This window comes from Streptomyces sp. NPDC059785 (genome assembly GCF_042732375.1).
Classification (GTDB): Bacteria; Actinomycetota; Actinomycetes; order Streptomycetales; family Streptomycetaceae; genus Streptomyces.
Genome location: NZ_JBHWHV010000005.1, coordinates 18,698 through 40,216, shown reverse-complemented (window position 1 = coordinate 40,216; position 21,519 = coordinate 18,698). Strand labels below are relative to the sequence as shown.

At 71.1% G+C, this 21,519-nt stretch carries 21 protein-coding genes and 1 tRNA gene; 13 read left to right on the top strand and 9 right to left on the bottom strand.

The window, feature by feature from the left end:
- Window positions 1-33 precede the first annotated feature (33 nt).
- From paaA to ACFV6E_RS05100, 6 genes are all read left to right on the top strand, one after another.
- A complete protein-coding gene (gene paaA, locus ACFV6E_RS05125; protein WP_385163333.1) occupies window positions 34-1,113 on the top strand; it encodes a 1,2-phenylacetyl-CoA epoxidase subunit PaaA in 1,080 nt (359 codons plus the stop codon).
- A complete protein-coding gene (gene paaB / locus ACFV6E_RS05120) occupies window positions 1,110-1,397 on the top strand; it encodes a 1,2-phenylacetyl-CoA epoxidase subunit PaaB (RefSeq protein ID WP_385163335.1) in 288 nt (95 codons plus the stop codon). Before paaA ends, paaB begins: the two co-directional genes overlap by 4 nt.
- The gene (gene paaC, locus ACFV6E_RS05115; protein WP_385459459.1) at window positions 1,394-2,149 is read left to right on the top strand and encodes a 1,2-phenylacetyl-CoA epoxidase subunit PaaC; all 756 of its coding nucleotides are present in this window, start codon (window positions 1,394-1,396) and stop codon (window positions 2,147-2,149) included. The genes paaB and paaC overlap by 4 nt, the downstream gene beginning before the upstream one ends.
- Window positions 2,143-2,748, top strand: a complete 606-nt coding sequence (paaD, locus tag ACFV6E_RS05110; RefSeq protein ID WP_385459457.1) for a 1,2-phenylacetyl-CoA epoxidase subunit PaaD — start codon at window positions 2,143-2,145, stop codon at window positions 2,746-2,748. Before paaC ends, paaD begins: the two co-directional genes overlap by 7 nt.
- Window positions 2,748-3,863 carry a 2Fe-2S iron-sulfur cluster-binding protein gene (locus ACFV6E_RS05105; RefSeq protein ID WP_385459455.1) on the top strand — a complete coding sequence of 372 codons (1,116 nt, stop codon included), beginning with the start codon at window positions 2,748-2,750 and terminating at the stop codon, window positions 3,861-3,863. Before paaD ends, ACFV6E_RS05105 begins: the two co-directional genes overlap by 1 nt.
- A gap of 107 nt (window positions 3,864-3,970) precedes the next feature.
- Window positions 3,971-5,104, top strand: a complete 1,134-nt coding sequence (locus tag ACFV6E_RS05100) for an acyl-CoA dehydrogenase family protein (RefSeq protein ID WP_385163345.1) — start codon at window positions 3,971-3,973, stop codon at window positions 5,102-5,104.
- Window positions 5,105-5,238: 134 nt separating this feature from the next.
- Here ACFV6E_RS05100 and ACFV6E_RS05095 read toward each other — a convergent pair whose 3' ends face one another.
- The 4 genes from ACFV6E_RS05095 to ACFV6E_RS05080 all read right to left on the bottom strand — a co-directional run bounded on the left by ACFV6E_RS05095 (window position 5,239) and on the right by ACFV6E_RS05080 (window position 8,607).
- Window positions 5,239-5,568, bottom strand: coding sequence for a rhodanese-like domain-containing protein (locus tag ACFV6E_RS05095; protein ID WP_385163430.1), 330 nt, complete (start codon window positions 5,566-5,568; stop codon window positions 5,239-5,241).
- A gap of 91 nt (window positions 5,569-5,659) precedes the next feature.
- A complete protein-coding gene (locus ACFV6E_RS05090; RefSeq protein ID WP_385459453.1) occupies window positions 5,660-6,724 on the bottom strand; it encodes a J domain-containing protein in 1,065 nt (354 codons plus the stop codon).
- A gap of 116 nt (window positions 6,725-6,840) precedes the next feature.
- The gene (locus ACFV6E_RS05085; protein ID WP_385459451.1) at window positions 6,841-8,274 is read right to left on the bottom strand and encodes a DUF2252 domain-containing protein; all 1,434 of its coding nucleotides are present in this window, start codon (window positions 8,272-8,274) and stop codon (window positions 6,841-6,843) included.
- 249 nt (window positions 8,275-8,523) lie between these two features.
- Window positions 8,524-8,607: transfer RNA gene (locus ACFV6E_RS05080), tRNA-Leu, on the bottom strand.
- Between the two features lie 453 nt (window positions 8,608-9,060).
- On the opposite strand from ACFV6E_RS05080, the gene ACFV6E_RS05075 reads away from it, so the two are divergent.
- From ACFV6E_RS05075 to pknB, 7 genes are all read left to right on the top strand, one after another.
- A complete protein-coding gene (locus ACFV6E_RS05075) occupies window positions 9,061-9,288 on the top strand; it encodes a hypothetical protein (protein ID WP_385163353.1) in 228 nt (75 codons plus the stop codon).
- Between the two features lie 14 nt (window positions 9,289-9,302).
- Window positions 9,303-10,157, top strand: a complete 855-nt coding sequence (locus ACFV6E_RS05070) for an FhaA domain-containing protein (protein ID WP_385459449.1) — start codon at window positions 9,303-9,305, stop codon at window positions 10,155-10,157.
- Between the two features lie 10 nt (window positions 10,158-10,167).
- Window positions 10,168-10,689: an FHA domain-containing protein gene (locus ACFV6E_RS05065; protein WP_385163358.1), complete on the top strand. Its 522-nt coding sequence runs from the start codon at window positions 10,168-10,170 to the stop codon at window positions 10,687-10,689.
- 128 nt (window positions 10,690-10,817) lie between these two features.
- Window positions 10,818-12,344, top strand: a complete 1,527-nt coding sequence (locus ACFV6E_RS05060; protein WP_385163360.1) for a Stp1/IreP family PP2C-type Ser/Thr phosphatase — start codon at window positions 10,818-10,820, stop codon at window positions 12,342-12,344.
- Between the two features lie 26 nt (window positions 12,345-12,370).
- Window positions 12,371-13,810 (top strand): FtsW/RodA/SpoVE family cell cycle protein, encoded by a 1,440-nt coding sequence (locus tag ACFV6E_RS05055; protein ID WP_385163363.1) that lies wholly within the window; start codon window positions 12,371-12,373, stop codon window positions 13,808-13,810.
- On the top strand, window positions 13,807-15,282 hold the full coding sequence (locus ACFV6E_RS05050; protein WP_385459447.1) for a peptidoglycan D,D-transpeptidase FtsI family protein: 1,476 nt from the start codon (window positions 13,807-13,809) through the stop codon (window positions 15,280-15,282). The genes ACFV6E_RS05055 and ACFV6E_RS05050 overlap by 4 nt, the downstream gene beginning before the upstream one ends.
- 169 nt (window positions 15,283-15,451) lie before the next feature.
- On the top strand, window positions 15,452-17,458 hold the full coding sequence (pknB, locus tag ACFV6E_RS05045; protein ID WP_385163369.1) for a Stk1 family PASTA domain-containing Ser/Thr kinase: 2,007 nt from the start codon (window positions 15,452-15,454) through the stop codon (window positions 17,456-17,458).
- 128 nt (window positions 17,459-17,586) lie between these two features.
- Here pknB and ACFV6E_RS05040 read toward each other — a convergent pair whose 3' ends face one another.
- From ACFV6E_RS05040 to ACFV6E_RS05020, 5 genes are all read right to left on the bottom strand, one after another.
- Complete coding sequence (locus ACFV6E_RS05040; protein ID WP_385459445.1) at window positions 17,587-18,336, bottom strand: class E sortase; 750 nt, start codon at window positions 18,334-18,336, stop codon at window positions 17,587-17,589.
- A 99-nt stretch (window positions 18,337-18,435) separates the two neighbouring features.
- Complete coding sequence (locus ACFV6E_RS05035; RefSeq protein WP_385163375.1) at window positions 18,436-19,866, bottom strand: class E sortase; 1,431 nt, start codon at window positions 19,864-19,866, stop codon at window positions 18,436-18,438.
- Entirely contained in the window at window positions 19,863-20,501 is a 639-nt protein-coding gene (locus ACFV6E_RS05030) for an aminodeoxychorismate/anthranilate synthase component II (RefSeq protein WP_385163378.1), read from the bottom strand. Before ACFV6E_RS05030 ends, ACFV6E_RS05035 begins: the two co-directional genes overlap by 4 nt.
- Complete coding sequence (locus ACFV6E_RS05025) at window positions 20,498-20,695, bottom strand: hypothetical protein (protein ID WP_385163436.1); 198 nt, start codon at window positions 20,693-20,695, stop codon at window positions 20,498-20,500. Before ACFV6E_RS05025 ends, ACFV6E_RS05030 begins: the two co-directional genes overlap by 4 nt.
- Window positions 20,696-20,733: 38 nt before the next feature.
- Window positions 20,734-21,474, bottom strand: a complete 741-nt coding sequence (locus ACFV6E_RS05020) for a class E sortase (RefSeq protein ID WP_385163433.1) — start codon at window positions 21,472-21,474, stop codon at window positions 20,734-20,736.
- Window positions 21,475-21,519 lie beyond the last annotated feature (45 nt).

Genomic DNA, 21,519 nt, shown 5'->3' with positions numbered 1-21,519 from the left:
GGTAGCCGGTCACGAGAGGTGGAGGGGGACGGCATGGCGACAGCAGCCGCCCAGCGCACGGCCCGCGAGGACGCGACCCCGGCGGCCGACAGCGCGGCGCACGAGGCACGCGAGCGCGACTTCGACGCCGCGGTGGCGGCCGACGAGCGCATCGAGCCACGCGACTGGATGCCCGACGCCTACCGCTCCACGCTGATCCGCCAGATGGCGCAGCACGCCCACTCCGAGATCATCGGTATGCAACCGGAGGCGAACTGGATCACGCGGGCGCCCTCCCTGCGCCGCAAGGCGATCCTGATGGCCAAGGTCCAGGACGAGGCGGGCCACGGGCTGTATCTGTACAGCGCGGCCGAGACCCTCGGCGCCGGCCGCGACGAGCTGCTGGACAAGCTGCACAACGGCCGCCAGAAGTACTCGTCGATCTTCAACTATCCGACGCTCACCTGGGCCGACGTCGGCGCCATCGGCTGGCTGGTGGACGGCGCCGCCATCACCAACCAGGTCCCTTTGTGCCGCTGCTCCTACGGGCCGTACGCGCGCGCGATGGTCCGCATCTGCAAGGAGGAGTCCTTCCACCAGCGCCAGGGGTACGAGCTGCTGCTGGCGCTGAGCCGGGGCACACCGGAGCAGCACGAGATGGCGCAGGACGCGGTGAACCGGTGGTGGTGGCCGTCCCTGATGATGTTCGGCCCGCCGGACGACGAGTCCGCGCACTCGGCGCAGTCGATGACCTGGAAGATCAAGCGCCACTCGAACGACGAGCTGCGCCAGCGCTTCGTGGACATCTGCGTCCCGCAGGCGGAGTCGCTCGGCCTGACGCTCCCCGACCCGGAGCTGCGGTGGAACGAGGAGCGGGGACACCATGACTTCGGCCCGATCGACTGGACGGAGTTCCGCGAGGTCCTCAAGGGCAACGGCCCGTGCAACGAACAGCGGATCACCCAGCGCAGGCGCGCCCACGAGGAGGGCGCCTGGGTACGGGAGGCCGCCGCCGCGTACGCGGACAGGCATGCGGGCAAGACGGGCGAGGCGAGCAGGGCAGACCTGACAGAAGCCGCGGGCATGGAAGGTTCCCCGACCGCGAGCACCGCACACGGAGAGGCGCGCGCATGACCACCACCGACTGGCCCCTGTGGGAGGTCTTCGTGCGCTCGCGCCGGGGCCTGGCCCACACCCACGCCGGCAGCCTGCACGCGCCGGACGCCGAGCTGGCCCTGCGCAACGCGCGTGACCTGTACACCCGGCGCGGCGAAGGCGTCTCCATCTGGGTCGTCCCGTCCGCCGCCGTCACGGCCTCCTCCCCCGACGAGAAGGACCCGTTCTTCGAGCCCGCCGCCGACAAGCCGTACCGGCACCCGACCTTCTACGAGATCCCGGACGGGGTGAAGCACCTGTGACCGGATCACCCCTGACCGAACCGACCCCGACCGGAATCACGGTCTCCGCGGCCCTGGCCCTCGGTGACGACGCGCTGGTGCTCTCCCACCGCCTGGGGGAGTGGGCCGGCCACGCCCCGGTCCTGGAGGAGGAGGTCGCCCTCGCCAACATCGCGCTCGACCTGCTGGGCCAGGCCCGGGTGCTGCTCTCCCTGGCCGGTGACGAGGACGAGCTCGCCTACCTCCGCGAGGAGCGCTCCTTTCGGAACGTCCAGTTGGTGGAGCAGCCGAACGGCGACTTCGCCCACACGATCGCTCGCCAGCTCTACTTCTCCACCTACCAGCGCCTGCTGTACGGACGACTGACCGCCGGTGACGGCGAGTTCGCGCCGCTCGCCGCGAAGGCCGTCAAGGAGGTCGCCTACCACCAGGACCACGCCGGGCTGTGGACACTGCGGCTCGGTGACGGCACGGGGCTGAGCCACGAGCGGATGCAGCGGGCGTGCGACGCGTTGTGGCGGTTCACCGGCGAGCTGTTCCAGCCGGTAAAGGGACTGTCCCTGCAAGCCGCGGACTGGACGGAGCTGGAGTCGGACTGGCTGGCGTCCGTCACCCGCGTCCTGCACCGGGCGACGCTCGACGTGCCACAGGGGCCGCGCACCGGCGCCTGGACGGCGGGCGCCGGACGGCAGGGCCTGCACACCGAGCCGTTCGGCCGGATGCTCGCCGAGATGCAGCACCTGCACCGCAGCCACCCGGGCGCGTCATGGTGACCCGCACGCCGTCGCCCGGGGGCGGCACCGCGAGCGCGCTCGAAGCGGAGCTGCGCAGGCTCGCCGGGTCGGTGCCCGACCCCGAGCTGCCCGTGCTCACCCTCGAAGAGCTCGGCGTCCTGCGCTCGGTACACGTCCGCGAGGGCGGCTCGGTCGAGGTGGAGCTGACGCCGACGTACACCGCGTGCCCCGCCGTCGAGGTGATGTGCGTGGACATCGAGCGGGTGCTGCACGAGCACGGCGTACGGGAGGTGTCCGTGCACAAGGTGCTCAGCCCGGCCTGGTCGACGGACGACATCTCCGACGAGGGCCGCCGCAAGCTGCGGGAGTTCGGCATAGCCCCACCGCGCGGCGGACGACCGACGGGCCCGGTACCGATCCCCCTCGGACCGACCCGCACCGCAACACCGACATCGGCACCAACATCGACATCGGCATCGATGCTGTCACCGGCACAACCCCCCTCCGATCCCGTCCCCTGCCCTCTCTGCGGCGCGACCGACACCGAGCTGCTGAGCCGTTTCTCTTCGACCGCCTGCAAGGCGCTGCGGCGCTGCCTGTCCTGCCGTGAGCCGTTCGACCACTTCAAGGAGCTGTGATGGCCCGCTTCCACGCGCTCCCGGTGGCCGCGGTCGACCGGCTCACCGACGACTCCGTAACCCTGACCTTCACCGTGCCGCCCGCCCTGCGCGCGGAGTTCCGCCACACTCCCGGCCAGCACCTCGCCCTGCGCCGCACCGTCGACGGCAGGGAGATACGGCGGACGTACTCGATCTGCTCCCCCGCCCCCGCGGACGAGACCGAGGGCCCCGAGACGCTGCGGGTCGGCGTGCGCCTCGTCGACGGCGGCGCGTTCTCGACGTACGCGCTCAAGGAGATCGCCGCGGGCGACGAGATCGAGGTGATGACGCCGGCGGGGCGCTTCACACTGGATCCGGCCCCGGGCCTGTACGCGGCGGTGGTCGGCGGCAGCGGCATCACGCCGGTGCTGTCGATCGTCGCGACGCTGCTGTCCCGTGAGCCGCGGGCGCGGTTCTGCCTCGTCCGCAGCGACCGGACGTCCGCGTCGACGATGTTCCTGGAGGAGGTCGCGGACCTCAAGGACCGCTTTCCCGAGCGGTTCCAGCTCGTGACGGTGCTCTCCCGGGAGGAGCAGCAGGCGGGGCTGCCGTCCGGGCGGCTCGACGAGACGCGGCTCACCGGACTGCTTCCGGCGCTGCTGCCCGTGGACCGGGTGGCGGGTTGGTTCCTGTGCGGGCCGTTCGGGCTGGTGCAGCAGGCGGAGCGGTCACTGCGCGGACTCGGGGTGCCCCGGTCACGTATCCACGAGGAAATCTTCCACGTGGACGCGAGCCCCACGACCACGGACACCACCACGACCACCGACACGACCGCGGCTGCGACCACAGCGGCATCCACCGCCATGACCGCCACCATGGCCGCCACCGTGACCGCCCGGCTCGACGGACGCGGCGGGACCTGGTCCGTGCGGGAGGGCGAGGCGCTGCTGGACGCCGTGCTGCGCAACCGGTCGGACGCGCCCTACGCCTGCAAGGGCGGGGTGTGCGGGACCTGCCGCGCCTTCCTGGTCTCGGGCGAGGTGCGGATGAACCGCAACTTCGCCCTGGAGCCGGAGGAGACCGAAGCCGGTTACGTACTGGCCTGCCAGTCCCACCCGGTCACGACGGAGGTGGAGCTGGACTTCGACCGCTGACGCGCCCGGCGCGCACCCGTTCCCATCTCTCGGCGACTGCCCTATCTTGACCGCCACTGACGCACTGACGAACCGTCAGATTTGAGCGCTCGTGGGAGGGCGGGACCGTGGACTTCACCTTCACCGAGGAGCAGCAGGGGGCGGCCGAGGCGGCGAAAGCCGTGTTCGCCGGGGTCGCGCCGGACGCAGTGCCCAGTCCGGCCCTCACTCCGGGCGCCGTCGCCGAGGACTTCGACCGGGCGCTGTGGTCCAGGCTGGCCGACGCGGACCTGCTGAGCCTGCTGCTGGACACCGAGTACGGCGGCGCGGGCCTCGACGCCGTCGCGCTCTGCCTGGTGCTGCGCGAGTCCGCGAAGGTACTGGCCCGGGTCCCGCTGCTGGAGAGCACCGCCGCCGCGGTGGCCGTGCAGAGGTACGGCAGCCCGGAGCTGAAGGCGTCCGTGCCGGCGGCGGCGGGCCGGGGCGAGCGCGTGCTGACCGTCGCCGCGAGTGGCCGCACCGGTCACGACCCGGCCGAACTCGCCGTGGCCGCGCACCGGGACGGCGACGCGTGGCTGCTGGACGGCGTCCAGACGGCCGTCCCCTGGGCCTACGACGCGGACGCCGTCCTCGTACCCGCGCACACCGCCGACGGCCGTACGGTCCTCGCCCTCGTCCCCCGGGGCCACGAGGGCGCCGGGCTCGCGGAGCAGATCTCCACCACCGGCGAGCGGCTGGGCGAACTGCGTCTGACCTCCGCCCGGATCGCCGCCCATGACGTCATCGCCGCGGACGGCGCGTGGGAGCGGCTGCGGGAGCTGCTGATCACCGGGACGTGCGCGCTGGCGCTCGGTCTCGGCGAGGCCGTGCTCCGGATGACCAGCTCGTACACGAGCAAGCGGGAGCAGTTCGGGTTCCCGGTCGCCACCTTCCAGGCCGTCGCCGTGCAGGCCGCCGACCGCTACATCGATCTGCGGGCCATGGAGGCCACGCTGTGGCAGGCCGCCTGGCGCATCAGCACGGGCGCGGGCGGGGCGCTCCCGGCCTCCGCGGACGTGGCCGTGGCGAAGATCTGGGCGTCGGACGGCGTACGCCGGGTCGTGCAGACCGCGCAGCACCTGCACGGCGGCTTCGGCGCCGACACTGACTACCCGCTGCACCGGTACCACGCCTGGGCCAAGCAGCTCGAACTGTCGCTGGGCCCGGCGGCGGCACACGAGGAAGCCCTGGGAGACCTGCTGGCCGCCCACCCCTTGGGCTGACCCCGGCCCCACGCCCACCCTATGGGCTGATCCCGGCCCCGGGCCCACTCTCTGGGCTGATCCCGGCCCCGAGGCCACACGCGAACCAGCCACACACCCGCGCGCGGACCGGCGCGGCGGCCGACCGCCGGAACCTAGAGCACGAAGCCCTGCTCGCCCTTGTCGTCCAGGACCGGGCGGCCCGAGGCGGCCCAGACCTGCATGCCTCCGCCGACGTTCACGGCGTCGATGCCCTGCTGGACCAGGTACATGGTGACCTGCGCCGAGCGTCCGCCGGAGCGGCAGATCACGTGGACCCTGCCGTCCTGCGGCGCCGCCTCGGTCAACTCGCCGTAACGCGCCGTGAATTCGCTGATCGGGATGTGCAGCGCTCCCTCGGCGTGACCTGCCTGCCACTCGTCGTCCTCGCGGACGTCCAGCAGGAAGTCTCCGTCCTTGAGTTCCGCGACCTCGACGGTGGGCACACCAGCTCCAAATTGCATGCCCCGACGCTACCCGACCGGACGCCCCGCACAGGCGGACCCCGCCTTCCGGACCGCGGACACGCGCCGGGCTCTAACCGATCAGCTCCGCCAACTGTGCCTCGCGCTCGCCGACCTGGACCAGCAATTGCTCGGCGATCTCGTCGAGCAGCCGGTCGGGATCGTCCGGAGCGATCTTGAGCATCGAGCCGATGGCACTGGCCTCCAGCTCGGCGACCATGAAGGTGAGCAGTTCCTTGCGCTCGGCGAGCCATTCGAGGCGGGCGTAGAGCTCCTCGCTCCGGCTGGGCTCGCGCTCCGCCGGCACCGGTCCGGCGGCCCACTCCGCGGAGAGCTCGCGCAGCAGCGGCTCGTCGCCGCGCGCGTAGGCGGCGTTGACCCGGGTGATGAACTCGTCCCGCCGCCGCCTCTCGGCGTCGTCCTGCGCCAGGTCCGGGTGGGCCTTGCGGACCAACTCGCGGTAGAGACGGCGGGCCTCGTCGCTGGGACGGACCCGCTGCGGGGGCCGCACCGGCTGGTCCGTGAGCATCGCCACGGCCTCCGGGAACAGTCCGTCGCCGTCCATCCAGCCGCCGAGCAGATCCTCGACCCCCGGGATCGGCATGACCCGCGCCCGCGCCTCGTCCGCCTTGCGCACGTCCTCGGGGTCGCCGGTACGGGCCGCCTGCGCCTCGGCGATCTGTGCCTCCAGCTCGTCCAGCCGCGCGTACATCGGTCCGAGCTTCTGGTGGTGCAGCCGGGAGAAGTTCTCGACCTCGACCCGGAAGGTCTCCACCGCGATCTCGTACTCGATCAGCGCCTGCTCGGCCGCCCGCACGGCCCGCTCGAGACGCGCCTCGGGCCGTGCGTCCTCACCGGCCCCTTCCGGCTGCGCGTCCTCACCGGACCCACCGGCAGCCGCAGCACCGGCGGCCGCAGCACCAGCAGCACCGGCGTCCACGGCCTGCCCGGCCCCCGTTCCACCGGCGTCCTCAGGCCGCCCCGTCCCCGCACCACCGGCATCCGCGTCACCGACGCTGTCGGCGGCGCCGTCCGGGGCGGCGTCCGGGGCGGCGTCCGCGCCGACGCCACCGCTGGGGGCGTCCGGGACATCGGTGGTGCTGTCGGGCTGGCTGCGCTCGGCTTCCGGGGTCGTCACTCGTCCAGCCTAGGGCCTGTCGTCCCGCTCACGCCGCAGACGCGGGCCCCGGCCCCGTCGGTCCCTCCTGTCGCACCGTGCGCTCCGCTCACGCCCCGGACCCGCACCGGCCCCGCTCACACCCCGAGCTCGGCGGCCGTGCGGCCGGCCCTGACCGAGGCCACCAGCGCGCTGTGGTCCGCCTCCGTGCGGTCCGCGTAGGCGAGGGCGAAGGTGGCTATCGCCTCGTCCAGCTCCTCGTTCTTCCCGCAGTACCCGGCGATCAGGCGCGGGTCGGCGCTGTGCGAGTGCGCCCGGGCGAGCAGCGCGCCGGTCATCCGCCCGTAGTCGTCGACCTGGTCGGCGGCGAGGGCGGCGGGGTCGACGCTGCCCTTGCGGTTGCGGAACTGCCGCACCTGGAAGTGGCGTCCGCCGACCGTCGTCCAGCCCAGCAGGAAGTCGCTGACCACCTGCATCCGCTTCTGTCCGAGCACGACCCGGCGCCCCTCGTGGTCCACCTCGGGCACCGCGTGGCCCGCCGTCGCCAGATGCGGGAGCAGCGCCGAGGGACGGGCCTCCTTGACCTGGAGGACGAGGGGTTCGCCGCGGTGGTCGAGGAGCAGCACTACGTAGCTGCGGGTGCCCACGCTGCCCGTGCCGACGACGCGGAAGGCCACGTCGTGCACCGCGTACCGCGCGAGCAGGGGGAGGCGGTCCTCCGGCAGCGTCGTCAGATAGTCCTCGAGCGAGGCCATCACCGCCTCGGCCTCGGCGTCCGGCACCCGCCGCAGCACCGGCGGCGCGTCGACGAAGCGCCGCCCGCCGCCCTCCACGGACTCCGTGGACTTCTCCGCGAACCGCCCGCTGGTATTGGCCCGCGCCTTCTCCGAGACCCGCTCCAGGGTGCCGAGCAGGTCGTGCGCGTCGGTGTGCGAGACGAGCTCCTCGTCCGCGATGGCGTTCCACGCGTCCAGGGCGGGCAGCTTCGCCAGCAGGCGCATGGTGCGCCGGTAGGCGCCGACGGTGTCGTGCGCCGCCTCCCGGCAGGTGTCCTCGTCGGCTCCCGCCTCCCGGCCGGCGAGCACCAGCGAGGTGGCGAGCCGCTTGAGGTCCCACTCCCAGGGGCCGTGCACCGTCTCGTCGAAGTCGTTCAGGTCGATGACGAGACGGCCGCGGGCGTCCCCGTACAGGCCGAAGTTCCCCGCGTGCGCGTCGCCGCAGATCTGGGCGCCGATGCCGGTCATGGGGGTGCGCGCGAGGTCGTACGCCATGAGTCCGGCGGAGCCGCGCAGGAAGGCGAAGGGGGTGGCGGCCATCCTGCCGACGCGGATCGGGGTCAGCTCGGGGATCCGGCCGCGGTTGGACTCCTCGACCGCCCTCACCGCGTCCGGGCGGTCCGCGTCCGGCGCCGGCTCGGCGTGCGCGCCGCGCGGCAGCCGCCGCCGCAGCGCCTTGCCCTCCGCCTTGGCGTCCCGCACCGCACCGCCCGCGGGCCGCTCCGCGAAGCCCCGCACCCGGGCGGGTGCCCCGGTGGTGCGCTGCGCCGGAACCGTCGTCCCCGGCTCGGTCATGGCGACCGCCTCCCCCACGCACGAACATCAACTCGTGCTGACCGTACCGCCGCTCGCCGCCGGGCGTCAGACCCTGTGGACAACTCCCCGCCCGCCCGGTTCGGGACCGCGGGGGAGCCGGACCGGCAGTGATATACGTCACCGAAGGCGGCCCCCGACCTGCCCGGAGAGCCCGGCCTGTCCCGAGAACACGACTGGCCCGGGAAACGAGAACGGGCCCCCTTCCTGAGGAAGGGGGCCCGTCCGCTGTGCGCGAGGGGGGAGTTGAACCCCCACGCCCTTGCGGGCACTGGAACCTGAATCCAGCGCGTCTGCCTATTCCGCCACCCGCGCATTGGGTGTGTCGTCCGTCTCCCGCCTGGTGGGGCGAGCGCCTTCCGACATGCAGAAGATTAGCACGCTGTCCGGGGTGGAATCACATCCCTTATCGCCGCCGCCCCGCCCCGGCGCCGCGCGGCCGTCCGCCGGCGCTCCCACCCCCGCCGCCAGGCACTTTCGATCACCGGGGCCCCCGTCCGTGACCAGGGCCCGCGCGCGGGGCCCGGCGATCGCGCGGCACGTTCCCGGGAGATCGCCGGACCGTCCGGGCGGCCGCCCGCGTACCAACCCCAAGCGCTTCACGTATCAACCTCGTACCGGTCCTGGCCATCTCCCAGGGAGGCGGACGAGGCGCACAGTCAGGTGCGGGACACTGGTCTCGCACCGCCTCTACGATCCATGGCACGAGGAGTTCGAAGAGGCGCTCCGGAGGGAACTTCGGGAGGGGACCTCGGGAGGGGACTTCTGATGGCGTCGACACCCGTCGACCGGGCCGACAGGGGGAACCAGCCGATTTCCCGGCGCGTGGATACGATCAGTAAGCAGTACCAGGAAGACGGCGGCCGGCAGTGCGCCGTAAGCGGCACCGCGGTGGGCAGTAGGAACGTGGACGGCGCGACGGCGAGCGGCACGACGAGCAGTACCGGCAGCACGGCAGTGAGTACGGACGTAAGCGGCACACAGGACGACGGCTGAGGAGGAGGTGCCCCATGGGAGTCCTGAAGAAGTTCGAGCAGCGTCTCGAAGGTCTGGTCAACGGCACCTTCGCCAAGGTGTTCAAGTCCGAGGTGCAGCCCGTGGAGATCGCGGGAGCGCTCCAGCGCGAGTGCGACAACAACGCGACGATCTGGAACCGCGAGCGGACGGTCGTCCCCAACGACTTCATCGTGGAGCTGAGCGCGCCGGACTTCGAGCGGCTCAGCCCCTACTCCGGCCAGCTCGGCGACGAGCTCGCCGGCATGGTGCGCGACTACGCCAAGCAGCAGCGCTACACCTTCATGGGACCGATCAAGGTCCACCTGGAGAAGGCGGACGACCTCGACACCGGTCTGTACCGGGTGCGCAGCCGTACGCTCGCCTCCTCCAGCAACCAGCAGGCACCGGCGTCCGCCCCGGCGGGCCCGGCAGGTCCTGCGGGCCCGGCCGCGGGCCGCCCCGGCGGCGGGGGGTACGGCTATCCGCCGGCCGGCCGTCCCACGGGCGCTCCGCCCATGCCGTCCACGCCGCCGCCCGGCGGGTCCCCGATGGGCCAGCGGCCCGCCGCGGCCCCGCAGCCGGGCGGCCGGACGAGACACTGGATCGAGGTCAACGGCACCCGCCATCAGATCTCCCGCCCGACGCTCGTGCTGGGCCGCAGCACCGAAGCCGACGTGCGGATCGACGACCCCGGCGTCTCGCGCCGGCACTGTGAGATCCGGACCGGAACGCCCTCGACGATCCAGGATCTCGGGTCCACCAACGGCATCGTGGTGGACGGGCAGCACACCACCCGCGCTACGCTCCGCGACGGCTCGCGGATCGTCGTGGGCAGTACCACCATCATTTACCGGCAAGCCGAAGGGTGAAGCGGGGGCAATGTCAGAGCTGACCCTCACGGTCATGCGGCTGGGTTTCCTGGCCGTACTGTGGCTGTTCGTGATCGTGGCCGTGCAGGTCATCCGCAGCGACCTGTTCGGTACGCGTGTCACACAGCGCGGCTCGCGCCGGGACAACGGGCGGGCACAGGCGGCCGCCCGGCAGGCGGCGGCTCCCCCGCCCCAGCGCCAGCAGGCGAACGGCGGCGGCGGGCGGCAGCGCCGCGGCGCGCCCACGAAGCTGGTCGTCTCGGAGGGCACCCTCACGGGCACGACCGTCGCGCTCCAGGGCCAGACCATCACGCTGGGCCGCGCGCACGACTCCACGATCGTCCTCGACGACGACTACGCGTCCAGCAGGCACGCCCGGATCTACCCCGACCGGGACGGCCAGTGGATCGTCGAGGACCTCGGTTCCACCAACGGCACCTATCTCGACCGGGCCCGGCTCACGACCCCCACACCGGTCCCGCTGGGCGCGCCGATCCGCATCGGCAAGACCGTCATCGAGCTGCGGAAGTAGTGCCACGTCATGAATAAGCGCGAGCGGAGCGAGCACGCAGCGGCGGTCCACACGACGGACCCCGGCGCGCTCCCGACCGGAGGGTGGGCACCGTGCGGATGTACCCGGAGCCGACGGGCGAGGTGCGCATGAGTCTGTCACTGCGCTTCGCCGCCGGATCGCACAAAGGCATGATCCGCGAGGGCAACGAGGACTCCGGTTACGCCGGTCCGCGCCTGCTCGCGATCGCCGACGGAATGGGCGGCCAGGCCGCCGGTGAGGTCGCCTCGTCCGAGGTGATCTCCACCATCGTCGCGCTCGACGACGACGTCCCCGGCTCCGACATCCTGACGTCGCTCGGCACCGCCGTGCAGCGGGCCAACGACCAGCTCAGGATGATGGTCGAGGAGGACCCCCAGCTCGAGGGCATGGGGACGACGCTGACCGCGCTGCTGTGGACCGGGCAGCGGCTCGGCCTGGTGCACGTCGGCGACTCGCGCGCGTACCTGCTGCGGGACGGTGTGCTCACGCAGATCACGCAGGACCACACCTGGGTGCAGCGCCTCGTCGACGAGGGGCGGATCACCGAGGAGGAGGCCACCACCCACCCGCAGCGCTCCCTGCTGATGCGCGCGCTGGGCAGCGGCGACCACGTGGAGCCCGATCTCTCCATCCGCGAAGTGCGGGCCGGCGACCGGTACTTGATCTGCTCCGACGGCCTGTCGGGGGTGGTCAGCCACCAGACGATGGAGGACACCCTCGCCAGCTACCAGGGCCCCCAGGAGACCGTGCAGGAGCTGATCCAGCTCGCGCTGCGCGGCGGCGGCCCCGACAACATCACGGTGATCATCGCCGATGTCCTCGACATCGACAGCGGCGACACCCTCGCCGCCCAGCTCTCCGACACCCCGGTCGTGGTGGGCGCGGTCGCCGAGAACCAGCAGCAGCTGCACGACAACGGCGCCATGCAGACGCCCGCGGGGCGTGCCGCGGGGCTCGGCCGCCAGGTGCCCGGGCAGGGCGGCGGCGAGTTCGGCCCGCCCGGCAGCGGCGACACCACGGGCTATGTGCAGACCGGCAGCTTCGGCGACTACACGGACGACGACTTCGTCAAGCCGCGCAAGGGCCGCAAGTGGCTCAAGAGATCCTTCTACAGCGTGCTCGCGCTCGCCGTCATCGGCGGCGGACTGTACGGCGGCTACCGCTGGACGCAGACGCAGTACTACGTCGGCACCAAGGGCGAGCACGTCGCGCTGTACCGGGGCATCAGCCAGGACCTGGCCTGGGTCTCGCTCTCGAAGGTGGAGAAGGACCACCCCGAGATCGAACTCAAGTACCTGCCGCCGTACCAGCAGAAGCAGGTCAAGGCGACCATCGCCGAGGGCGGTCTGAGCGACGCCCAGTCGAAGATCGACGAGCTGGCCGTGCAGGCGTCCGCGTGCAAGAAGGACGCCCAGCGCCGCGCGAGCGAGGACAACGCCAAGACCGGCGAAGGTGAGGCCGGCGGCGTCTCGGGAACCACCAAGACCTCACTCACGTCCAAGGCCACACCGACGCCGGACCCGTCGTCGTCGGCGCCCTCGTCCTCCAAGTCCAAGACCGCACCCACTCCCACACCCGGCCCCAGCCTCTCCGAGGAAGAGCAGAAGCTGGTCTCGCTGTGCGGTAAGCAGTAAGCAGCCGTGAGGGGCCCTGTCACACCATGAGCAGTAGTACGAACGCGTCGACGCACCACACGTCCACGATCGGCTCGATCGGCACGCCGAGCCGCCGCAACACCGAGCTCGCGCTGCTGGTGTTCGCCGTCGCCATCCCGGTGTTCGCCTACGCCAACGTGGGCCTCGCCATCAACGACTCGGTGCCGCCGGGCCTGCTGAGCTACGGCCTCGGTCTCGGCCTGCTCGCGGGCGTCGGCCACTTGGTCGTACGGAAGTTCGCGCCGTACGCGGACCCGCTGCTGCTGCCGCTGGCCACGCTCCTGAACGGGCTCGGCCTGGTGCTCATCTGGCGCCTCGACCAGTCCAAGCGGCTCCAGGCGCTGCCCAACTTCGTGTCGGCCGCGCCCCGCCAGCTGCTCTACACCACGCTGGGCATCGCCCTGTTCGTCGTCGTGCTGATCTTCCTGAAGGACCACCGGGTCCTCCAGCGGTACACGTACATCTCGATGATGGCCGCGATGGTGCTGCTGGTCCTGCCGCTGGTGCCGGGCCTGAGTGCCCCGACCTTCGGCGCCAAGATCTGGATCAAGATCCCCGGTCTCGGCACGCTCCAGCCCGGTGAGTTCGCGAAGATCGCCCTGGCGGTGTTCTTCGCCGGTTACCTGATGGTCAAGCGCGACGCGCTGGCCCTGGCCAGCCGCCGCTTCATGGGGCTCTACCTGCCGCGCGGCCGCGACCTGGGCCCGATCCTGGTCGTCTGGGTCATGTCGATCCTGATCCTGGTCTTCGAGACCGACCTCGGTACGTCGCTGCTGTTCTTCGGCATGTTCGTGGTCATGCTGTACGTGGCCACCGAGCGGACGAGCTGGATCGTCTTCGGTCTGCTGATGTCCGGGGCCGGCGCCGTCGGCGTCGCCTCCTTCGAACCGCACGTGCAGCAGCGCGTCCAGGCCTGGCTCAACCCGCTGGGCGAGTACAAGCTCAGCCAGCAGGGCGTCGTCGGCCACTCCGAGCAGTCGATGGAGGCCCTGTGGGCCTTCGGCTCGGGCGGCACCCTCGGCACCGGCCTCGGCCAGGGCAACTCCGACCTGATCAAGTTCGCCGCCAACTCCGACTTCATCCTCGCCACCTTCGGCGAGGAGCTGGGCCTGGCGGGCATCATGGCGATCCTGCTGCTGTACGGCCTGATCGTGGAGCGCGGTGTGCGCACGGCGCTCGCCGCCCGCGACCCGTTCGGCAAGCTGCTGGCCGTCGGCCTGTCCGGCGCCTTCGCCCTCCAGGTCTTCGTCGTCGCCGGCGGCGTGATGGGCCTGATCCCGCTGACCGGTATGACGATGCCGTTCCTGGCGTACGGAGGCTCCTCCGTCCTCGCCAACTGGGCGCTGATCGGCGTGCTGATCCGGATCAGCGACACCGCGCGCCGCCCGGCGCCCGCCCCCGCACCGAACCCCGACGCCGAGATGACCCAGGTGGTCCGACCGTGAACAAGCCCCTGCGCCGGATCGCGATCTTCTGCGGACTGCTCGTCATGGCCCTGCTGGTCCGTGACAACTGGCTTCAGTACGTCAAGGCGGACACGCTGAAGAACGACACGCTCAACCGCCGTGTCGCCATCGAGCGGTACGCCACGCCCCGCGGCGACATCATCGTCGACGGCAAGTCGATCACCGGTTACAAGAAGACGACCGGCAGCGACTTCGAGTACAAGCGCACCTACAAGGACGGCGCCATGTGGTCGCCCGTCACCGGGTACGCCTCGCAGGCGTTCGGCGCCACCCAGCTCGAGTCCATCGAGGACGGCATACTCACCGGCAACGACGACCGGCTGTTCTTCCGCAACACCCTTGACATGATCACCGGCAAGAAGAAGCAGGGCGGCAACGTCGTCACCACCCTGAACTCGGCTGCGCAGAAGGCCGCGTACCAGGGGCTGCTGAAGCAGGGCAAGGGCGCCGTCGCCGCGATCGACCCGCAGACCGGCGCGATCCTGGCGCTGGCCTCCACGCCGTCGTACGACCCGTCGACGTTCGCCGGGAACTCCACGGACACCGACACCAAGGCCTGGCAGAAGATCCAGAAGAAGGCCGACCCGGACGACCCGATGCTCAACCGGGCGCTGCGCGAGACCTACCCGCCGGGCTCCACCTTCAAGGTCGTCACCGCCGCCGCGGCGCTGGAGAACGGCCTGTACGACAGCGCGGACGACAAGACTGATTCGCCGCTGCCGTACAACCTGCCGACCACCTCGCAGCCACTGAACAACGAGGGCAACCTCCCCTGCGAGGACGCCACCATGCGCGAGGCGCTGCGGGTCTCCTGCAACACCGTCTTCGGCAAGATCGGCGCCGACCTCGGCAAGGACAAGATGACGGAGGAGGCCGAGAAGTTCGGCTTCAACGCCGAGCAGTTCGTGCCGGTGCGCTCCAACGCCTCCGTCTTCCCCAAGAAGATGGACCAGCCGCAGACCGCGCTCAGCTCGATCGGCCAGTTCGAGACCGCCGCGACGCCGCTCCAGATGGCCATGGTGGCCTCCGCCGTCGCCAACAACGGCGAGCTGATGAAGCCGTACATGGTCGACAAGCTCCAGGCGCCCAACCTCGACGTCATCGAGCAGACCGAGCCCGAGTCGCTGAGCCGGCCGCTCACCGAGAAGAACGCGCAGATCCTTCAGTCGATGATGGAGACGGTCGTCCAGAAGGGCACCGGCACCAACGCCCAGATCTCCGGCGTCACCGTCGGCGGCAAGACGGGTACCGCCCAGCACGGCGTGGACAACAGCGAGAACCCGTACGCGTGGTTCATCTCCTACGCCAAGCTGAGCGACGGCAGCTCCCCGGTGGCCGTCGCCGTGGTGGTCGAGGACGAGAGCGCCAACCGTGACGACATCTCGGGAGGTGGCCTCGCGGCGCCCATCGCCAAGAGCGTGATGAAGGCAGTCATCGACAGCAAGAAGTGACCCCCGTCACGTCCCCTTCACATCGGTGCACGTTGCGATACCGGTCCTGTATCGGGTGACGGTTCTGGCCAGGTCACACAAGGCGAGCCGGGTACGGTATGCCCGGACGGCACACCGCCGGACCACACAAGGTGCGGTAGGGACCGACGGAGAGGGCTGGTAGGTAGCTATGGAAGAGCCGCGTCGCCTCGGCGGCCGGTACGAGCTGGGCCAGGTGCTCGGCCGTGGTGGCATGGCGGAGGTCTACCTCGCGCATGACACCCGGCTGGGGCGCACGGTGGCGGTGAAGACGCTGCGGGCGGACCTCGCGCGCGACCCGTCGTTCCAGGCCCGGTTCCGCCGGGAGGCCCAGTCGGCCGCCTCGCTCAACCATCCCGCGATCGTCGCCGTGTACGACACGGGTGAGGACTACATCGACGGCACCTCCATCCCGTACATCGTGATGGAGTACGTCGACGGGTCCACGCTGCGCGAGCTGCTGCACTCCGGGCGCAAGCTGCTGCCCGAGCGGGCCATGGAGATGACCATCGGCATCCTCCAGGCCCTGGAGTACTCGCACCGCAACGGCATCGTCCACCGCGACATCAAGCCGGCCAACGTCATGCTGACGCGCAACGGCCAGGTCAAGGTCATGGACTTCGGCATCGCCCGTGCGATGGGTGACGCCGGCATGACGATGACGCAGACCGCCGCCGTGATCGGCACCGCCCAGTACCTCTCCCCGGAGCAGGCCAAGGGCGAGCAGGTCGACGCCCGCTCCGACCTGTACTCCACCGGCTGTCTGCTCTACGAGCTGCTGACCGTGCGCCCGCCGTTCGTGGGCGACTCCCCGGTCGCGGTGGCCTACCAGCACGTGCGCGAGGAGGCCCAGCCGCCGAGCGTCTTCGACCCCGAGATCACGCCCGAGATGGACGCGATCGTGCTGAAGGCGCTCACCAAGGACCCGGACTACCGCTACCAGTCCGCCGACGAGATGCGCGCCGACATCGAGGCCTGCCTCGACGGCCAGCCCGTCGCGGCCACCGCCGCCATGGGCTCCGTCGGCTACGGCTACGGCGACGACCAGGCCACCACGGCCCTCAGGTCCACGGACGCGCAGGCCACCACCATGCTGCCGCCGATGAACTCGGACGACGGCGGCTACGGCTACGACGAGCGCCCCGACCGCCGCCGCCAGAAGAAGAACAACACCTCCACGATCCTGCTGATCGTGGCCGGCGTGCTGGTCCTCGTCGGCGCCATCCTGATCGGCAAGTACGCCCTCGGCGGCAACGGCGGGGGCGACGAGCCCTTCGAGGCCCCGAACTTCGTCGGTGTGTCGAAGTCCGAGGCCAAGGAGATGGCGGAGAACCGCGAGCTGAAGCTGACGTTCTCCAGCAAGGCCTGCGAGAACCAGACCAAGGGCAAGGTCTGCTCGCAGGACCCGGAGGCCAAGACCGAGGTCGAGAAGGGTGACACCGTCAACCTGGTGATCTCGACCGGCGCGCCCAAGGTCGCGGTGCCGAACGTCATCAACGAATCCCTCGACGATGCCAAGGAGAAGCTCGAGGGCGACAAGTACCAGTTCCAGGTCGAGACGAAGACGCAGGAGTCCAGCGAGGACGCCGGCACGGTCCTCGACCAGGACCCGGGGCTGGGTGAGGAAGTGGAGAAGGGCTCCACGATCACGCTCACCGTCGCCAAGGAGAAGAAGCAGACCACCGTCCCGGACGTCACCGGCAAGAGCTGCGACGAGGCCAAGAGCCAGCTCCAGGCCAGCGGGCTCACCGGCAGCTGCACCGACGTCGAGAGCGACTCGGTCGAGGAGGGCAAGGTCATCCAGACCGTCCCCGCGGCCAACTCGCCGGTCGACCCCGGTTCCTCGGTGACCATCCAGGTCGCCAAGGCCAAGGAGGCGGAGAAGGTCACCGTCCCGAACCTGGTGGCCTCGCGTCTGAAGGACGCCAAGAAGGCGCTGGAGGAGAACGGCCTGTCCGTCGGCAACATCAACGGATCGCAGGACGACAACGCCTTCGTCATCTCGTCCGACCCGGGCTCAGGCAACCAGGTCGACAAGGGCTCCGCGGTGAACCTGACCACCACCGGCGTGAACGGCAACAACAACGGCGGCAACAACAACGGCGGCACGAACTTCTTCGGGACCAACGGCGTGGCGAGCCGTATCGAGGAGGACTGACGGACGCCGCCGTCCGGCACCGCGTACGCCGAAGCCCCGGTACCCCGCAGAGGGGGCCGGGGCTTCGGCGTAGGCGTTGTGTCCGTGCGAGCGTATGCGGGGTCCGGCGGTGGCCCCGTAGGCGTCGGCTAGCGCAGTTCCTTCGGGGGCGTGCGGTCGCTGTCGACCTTCTCCACCCGCTCCAGCTCGCCCCAGACGACATAGCGGTAGCGGGAGGTGAAGACGGGCGTGCAGGTCGTCAGGGTGATGTAGCGGCCGGCCTTCTTCCTGCCGGACTCCTTCGGGACCGCCGAGAGGACCTTCACGTTGTACTTGGAGGTCTCCGGCAGGACCGAGAAGACCTTGTAGACGTACCAGTCGTCCTTGGTCTCGAAGACGATCGCGTCGCCCTTCCTGACCTTGTCGATGTTGTGGAACTTGGCGCCGTGTCCGTCGCGGTGGGCGGCCAGCGAGAAGTTGCCCGTCCTGTCCTGCGGGAGCGCCGACTTCACGGGGTCCGTGTAGTACCCGGCGACACCGCCGTTGAGGATCTTGGTCGAGGTGCCCTTCTCGACCAGCACCTCGCCGTTCTTCATCGACGGCACGTGCAGGAAGCCGATGCCGTTCTTGGTGTCCAGGCTGCCGGGGCCGTCCTCGGACCAGTGGTCGCGGACCTTGTCGCCCTGCTTGTCCGCCGCGCGGTCGGCCACGACGTTCGTCCACCACAGCGAGTAGACGACGAACAGCCCGAGCACCAGGCCCGCGGTGATGAGGAGTTCACCGAAGACGCTGACGGCCAGCGCGAGCCGGCCGGAGCCCCGGCGTCGCGGCGCGGTCCCCCCGGCCTCGGCCCGGTCGCCGGCGTCGGCGCGCTCGTCGTGGTCCGTCCTCGCTGCCACTGTGCATCTTCCCCGTCTGGTACGTCCCGGGCGTCTTGGGCCCGGAGTGATTCCGAAAGCGCCGGGAAACCCGTCCGTGCCCGCCTGCCCGACGGGTGCCTAGTCGACGAGCGCGTCCGGTTTGCCCTTGCTGCGCGGCCGTTCCTCGACCATCTTGCCCCAGACGATCATCCGGTACTTGCTGGTGAATTCCGGCGTACACGTGGTCAGTGTGATGTAACGGCCCGCCTTGGTGAAACCCGACCCCTGTGGAATCGCGTTCAGGACACTGGTGTTGGACGGCGACGTCACCGGCAGGATCGACGTCATCTCGTAGACGTAGTACGTGTCCTGGGTCTCCACGACGATCGGATCGCCGGGCTGGAGGCGGTTGATGTACCGGAAGGGCTCGCCGTGGGTGTTGCGGTGTCCGGCGATCCCGAAGTTGCCCGTCTTGGCGTCCGGCATCGCGGTCGGCACACTGTCCTCGCCGTAGTGCCCGACCATGCCGCGGTCGAGGACCTTGGTCTTGCTGATGCCCTCGGCGATCGGGGTGACCACGTCCAGTTTCGGGATGTGCAGGATGGCGAAGCCCTGCCCCGGCTCGAACACCCCGGGCTTGCGCTTGCCGCTCGCCCAGTCCTCCTGGAGGTGGTGCGCGGCGCTGCCCGCCTGCTGGTGCGCCCGGACGTTGGACCACCAGAGCTGGTAGGTCACGAACAGCAGCATCAGGACGCCGGTGGTGATGAACAGTTCACCGACCGCCCGGCTCACGAGGACGCCCGCGCCGGGCCGCTGCGCCCGCGCCGCGCGTCTCGCCTCCATGCGGGAGCCGGGCGCGGCCGGTGCGGAGCCTTCGGAAGGGGTCTCCGCGGCCGTCTGCGGGGCTCCGCGCCGTCCCCGGCGGGCAGCGGCCCGGCGGCGTGCCGCGCGCCCTCCAGCGGCGGATATGGACCCGCCTGCGGCGCCTCCCGCGTCCCCGGCGGCTCCGGCCGTCCCAGGAGCCTCTGCGGAACCGCGGTGCGCCCCGGTCCCGCGCCGTACGTCCGCCACCCGCAGCGCCACCGTCTCGTCGCTGCCGTGCGCGCCGCCGCGCACGCCGCCGGGGGCGTCGCCGCCGCGGGCCGTCAGCGCCTCGCCGTCGACCCGCAGGGCCACCGTCTCGTCGTCGGCCGGCCGGGACGGCGTCTGCGCCGGCTGATACGACTGCGGCGCTCGCCGGGTCTGCCGGGTCTGCGGGGCCTGCGGGGCCTGCGGGGCGGCTCCGTACCAGTCGTGGGTGTCCTGGGTGGCGTGGGTGCTCTGGGCGTCCTGGGTGCCGTGGGGATAGCCGGTGGGGTCGTACCAGTCCTCCTGGGGCGCGGCTCCGGGCCGCTGCGCCGGGAGGGGGTCCGTCAGCGGGTCGGCGAGCCGGTCGACGGCCGCCTCGAACGCGCCGCCGTCCCCCCGGGCGCCGTCCTGTCGCATGCCGCCCTCGAACGCCTCGGCACCCCCGTAGGCGGCCTCGCCGCCGTAGGGGGCGCTGTCGCGCTCGGGGCGCAGCGCGGTCACGCCGTGGCCCTGCCCACCACCGGGGCGAGCCCCGCCGACCTCGCCACCGCGCCCGCGTCGCCGCACTCCGCCAGCCAGTTGGCCAGCATCAGGTGCCCGTGCTCGGTGAGCACCGACTCGGGGTGGAACTGCACACCCTCGACCGGCAGTTCGCGGTGTCTGAGGCCCATGATGATCCCGTCGTGCGTACGGGCCGTGACCTCGAGCTCGGCCGGTACGGTCGGGGGTTCGGCGGCCAGCGAGTGGTAGCGGGTGGCCGTGAACGGGGACGGCAGGCCCGCGAAGACGCCGCGGCCCTCGTGCTCGACGAGGGAGGTCTTGCCGTGCAGCAGCTCCGGCGCGCGGTCCACCACTCCGCCGTACGCGACCTGCATCGACTGCATGCCGAGGCAGACGCCGAAGACGGGGACGCCGGTCGCGGCGCAGTGCCGGACCATGTCGATGCAGACGCCGGCCTGCTCGGGGGCGCCGGGGCCCGGTGAGAGCAGCACCCCGTCGAAGCCGTCCTGGGCATGCACGGTCGACACCTCGTCGTTGCGCACCACCTCGCACTCGGCGCCGAGCTGGTACAGGTACTGGACCAGGTTGAAGACGAAGCTGTCGTAGTTGTCGACGACGAGGATCCGGGCGCTCACTGGTCGTTCACCGTCACATCGTTGAAGGGCAGCAGCGGTTCGGCCCACGGGAAGACGTACTGGAACAGCACGTAGACCACCGCGAGGACCAGGACGAGCGCGATCAGCGCGCGCACCCATGCGTTCCCCGGCAGATGCCGCCAGATCCAGCCGTACATGCCGTCCCTTCCGTAGCACCACGGCCCCAGAGTCACGTCCTGCACCACCGGACTCACGCCGTCACCGCACCAGACTAACGGCGGAGCGCTTCCGGTTTCCCGGCCTCCACAGGCTGGGTGGAATCCAGGTGCGCCCAGACGATCAGCCGGTGACTGTGCCCCCACTCCGGATCACACGTGGTCAGCGTCAGATAGCGGCCCGCACGCGTGTAGCCGGACTTCTCCGGTACGGGGTCGATGACCGCGACGTCCCCGGGCAGCGTCCGGTACGGCTTCGTATCGATCCGGTACGTGAACCAGGTCGTGCCGTCGGTGAGCACCACCGCGTCTCCCTTGCGCAGCCTGGGGAAGTCCTTGAACGGGTCCCCGTAGGTGCGGCGGTGGCCCGCGACCGCGAAATTCCCCTGCTGCCCGAGCTGCCCGGTGCGGGTGTAGTGGCCGAGGCCCTTCTTCAGGGTGCCGACACCGGTGCCTTCGAGGACGGGCTTGTTCCACGTGAAACCGAGGCGCGGGATGTACATGATCGCGAAGGGCTCGCCGTTCACGTACGGCTCGGGTTCCGGGACGCCGGTCGGCGCGCGGCCCGTGGGCGACGATCCGGAGCCGGTGCCGTCACCGGCCGCAGGCGATCCCGACGGGGCGGGAGTCGGCTGCATCGCCTCCCGGGACCACCGGTCCTCCAGCTTGTCGATCTGCTGGCCCATGACGTCGTCGGCCTTCACGCCCGTCCAGAACAGCACGTAGACGACGAAGAGCACGATCACGGTGCCGACGGTGATGCACAGCTCGCTGATCGTCCTGACGACCGTCCGCACCGAGATGGCCGTTCGCACCGTTCGCACCGACACGGGGACCCCCAG